The sequence below is a fragment of the Scytonema hankhaensis NUACC26 genome, from assembly GCF_045865695.1.
Lineage (GTDB): Bacteria > Cyanobacteriota > Cyanobacteriia > Cyanobacteriales > Nostocaceae > Scytonema.
Genome location: NZ_BAACAP010000002.1, coordinates 1 through 2,598 on the forward strand (window position 1 = coordinate 1; position 2,598 = coordinate 2,598).

Annotated in this window: 4 protein-coding genes; 1 reads left to right on the plus strand and 3 read right to left on the minus strand. The window is 39.7% G+C overall.

Translation table 11 applies throughout. The annotated features are described in order from the left end of the window. The coding region (locus ACKTT2_RS00010) for a hypothetical protein (RefSeq protein ID WP_407882704.1) at positions 1-1,077 on the plus strand (1,077 nt) is incomplete at its 5' end. 36 nt (positions 1,078-1,113) lie between these two features. Here ACKTT2_RS00010 and ACKTT2_RS00015 read toward each other — a convergent pair. The 3 genes from ACKTT2_RS00015 to ACKTT2_RS00025 form a co-directional block, all read right to left on the minus strand. Next, positions 1,114-1,746: a Pvc16 family protein gene (locus ACKTT2_RS00015; RefSeq protein WP_407882706.1), complete on the minus strand. Its 633-nt coding sequence runs from the start codon at positions 1,744-1,746 to the stop codon at positions 1,114-1,116. 190 nt (positions 1,747-1,936) lie between these two features. Beyond that, positions 1,937-2,368, minus strand: a complete 432-nt coding sequence (locus tag ACKTT2_RS00020; RefSeq protein WP_407882708.1) for a mannose-binding lectin — start codon at positions 2,366-2,368, stop codon at positions 1,937-1,939. Positions 2,369-2,382: 14 nt separating this feature from the next. Continuing rightward, on the minus strand, positions 2,383-2,598 hold a 216-nt coding region (locus ACKTT2_RS00025; RefSeq protein WP_407882710.1), incomplete at its 5' end, for a hypothetical protein.

Here is a 2,598-nt window from a genome sequence, read left to right on the forward strand (position 1 = left end):
CACGCAAATTCTCATGACCCAGTTGATGAGTTGTTTGAATACCACGCAAATTCTCATGACCCAGTTGATGAGTTGTTTGAATACCACGCAAATTCTCATGACCCAGTTGATGAGTTGTTTGAATACCACGCAAATTCTCATGACCCAGTTGATGAGTTGTTTGAATACCACGCAAATTCTCATGACCCAGTTGATGAGTTGTTAGCCGAGGAACAAGAACCGCTAGCTACAGCACAATCTTCAGATAATATTGCTGTTAATGGTGTAGTAGAACACTCCAATCTACCAAAGAAAACTAATCTATCTAATAAAATTTTCAATTATTTATTTCCCAGACGACATGATATCTCTGCTCAAAACGCATTGAAGACTGATGCAACAACTGGCGCACAAGCAGGAGCAAGTGGAATAAATGTCGCAGCAGAACATTCACACCTAATTACACACGGTACAGATTTGATTTCGGGTACTGTGGGAGGAGCAATTAGTACTCCACTCTCAGCTTTAGGTGCATTTAGAAGTGGTCGTCAGGCAACTATAGCATATCAAAGAGCACAAATCGCCCAAAATTATACAGATAGATTTGAAGGCGAATCAACCAATGAGGACAATAGCAAACTTGCAGAAATCTCGCAGTATATGGCTCAGAAACAGGGTAGAAGAGCTAACAGGTTGGGAGTATCGGCAGGTTTTGGGTCTGCTAGTACAGCAGCTGGCGTTGCATCCCTTGCAACTGGTGTAGTGACGCCTCCTGGTTTGGCATTAGGTATAACGTCAGCAGTATTAGGAGGAGTGAGTAGCATAACTAGTGTTGCTCCTCAATTAGGAAAGGCTTCATATAAACGATACAAAGGTACGAAAGGAAAAAATCGCAAGGCAAATGCAACTGAACTCTATGAACTGGCAAAAAAGGGTCATGAGCCTTCACTACAGTTTTTACAAGAACCGAAAATAGGGATTTTAAAGGAGGGGTCGCGACCTCATATTAATACAAAAGGATTTTATGTAGAAGATTTACAAGATGAAAGTAAGAAAAAGTTGATTGTTAAATATATTCAGCAAAAAATGAGGTCGTAGTTATACTAATTCCTGGTGGTAGTGTTTATGTTATTTTTAGTAGTTTTCACTCTGACTATCAATAACGACCATTGATACTTGATAGCCAATGGATGGACGATATTGGGTTTGCAAAATAGACCAAATTTTTGAAGTCTCTTCCATGCTGAAAAACTCTGGGCTAATTTTGATTTGCCCTATTTGCTCTGCTAGGTTAGAAATAGATACTGTTGCTAAAGCTTGAGACAGAACGTTGGAAGTATTGACTTCTGAAGCATTTTTTAAAGCAGTGTAGATGCTATCGTGCGTGATTATCGACGTTTCGTGCAACAATTGCATGACATAGCCTAACAAAATTTCTGCTTGAAAATCTTTTGCTCCGTAGACTGTCAGTAGATAGTGAAGGTCAAGGGCTAGTGGCGGATTTTTGGAGAGCGCTTCTTTTGTAAGTCGATCTCTATGCTGACGCAATTCCTGAGAAACCCAGTCAACATTGCGATTCTGTGTAACTTGGTAGAGAAACAGGTTGATTTGTGCATGCTCATCTGTTCCAACAGATATGCGATCTGGTGGTAAAGCTGTTACACTTACACTGCCAACACTTGTTGTAATTAAGTCATGAATGAGATGGTTTTCAAGTATATCTTTGAATACTGCTGTTATAGCTGCTATGGCGAGTGGGTTAGTCATTTTACAATAGTTTGAATTAACGCATTTTACTCTCAACATTGGAAGGACACAATAATCTTGTGTCCCCTCAATGACTTTTACAGCAGATTGCAACGCGGAGGAGGTACAGATATTGTAAGGGCGCAAGGCATTGCGCCTCTACTGCTGTACTTCATTTACCTGAAAAATGCTGTATCTATTGATTGTTAACTTAGTAGCTGTAGCTCAAAACTCCATTAATATTAGAAATTCCTGGAATTTCAATAGCTGTCCTGTTATATGAGCCATTGACTCTACGGCAAGTAGCTGATAATGTATCTCCGGAAACATAAATTCGGGTGCAAGAATTTTGATAAGTGCTAGAAGCATTGGGATTGGAAATATAGCTCAAATTTCCATTAACATTCTCAATTCCTCGGACTTTAATTGCTGTCCTAGTGTATGAACCATCTACTCTACGACAAGTAGCGGACAGGGTGTCTCCAAAAATACGAATATTAGAACAACTGTTTGTATAGTTGCTACCACCGTAGGCTTCTGCTTTAGCAGTGTTGATGGAAGCAGCAGCTAAAATAGCACCGCAAGCTGCAACGCCTATAAGACATGGTAATTTTAATTTGCCTAGATTGGACAGATAAGACATGGTATTCTCCTGATTTAAACTTGTTTGGAATTAGAGTGAAATAAAAGGGTGGGAATCGGAAATATAATTTCCATCGCAGTTACTAAGAGGATGTTTGAAAAGTAGTTGGCTGTCATTTGAATCGCATTATTACCCCCCTTAATCCCCCCTTGTAAAGGGGGGAAATAAGAGAAATTCAGTTCCCGGACCTTTATAAGGAAAGGGGGGAAATAAGAGAAATTCAGTTCCCG